The organism is Staphylococcus sp. EG-SA-2, from assembly GCF_017152085.1.
Map to the genome: position 1 here is coordinate 1 of NZ_JACYHC010000362.1, position 275 is coordinate 275.

Below are 275 nucleotides of genomic sequence, written 5' to 3' on the forward strand. Positions count from 1 at the left end.
TCGGTTTCATTTGTATGCCTTTGGTTATTTGAGTGTAGCCCTAATGAATCAACAATTATTTTACCTTTTAACCAATCATGCATTAATGCAATGTGTACTGTCTTAACAAATGTTGCATATTCATCTTCTGCACTCCACTTTTTCAATTCCTGTTGATTAATGGCATGTTTTTCTCCATTTTCCAACATATTGACATACAATTTATAATGTTTTTCAACTGCCTGAATAAAAGCGAGTTGATTTTTATTTAAATGTGATTTTAACTTTTCTAAATC

Annotated in this window: 1 protein-coding gene; it reads right to left on the reverse strand. The window is 29.8% G+C overall.

The window, feature by feature from the left end; translation table 11 throughout:
* Positions 1–275, reverse strand: a 275-nt coding sequence (locus IDG60_RS03430) for a hypothetical protein (protein ID WP_206160496.1), incomplete at both ends; no start/stop codon positions are given.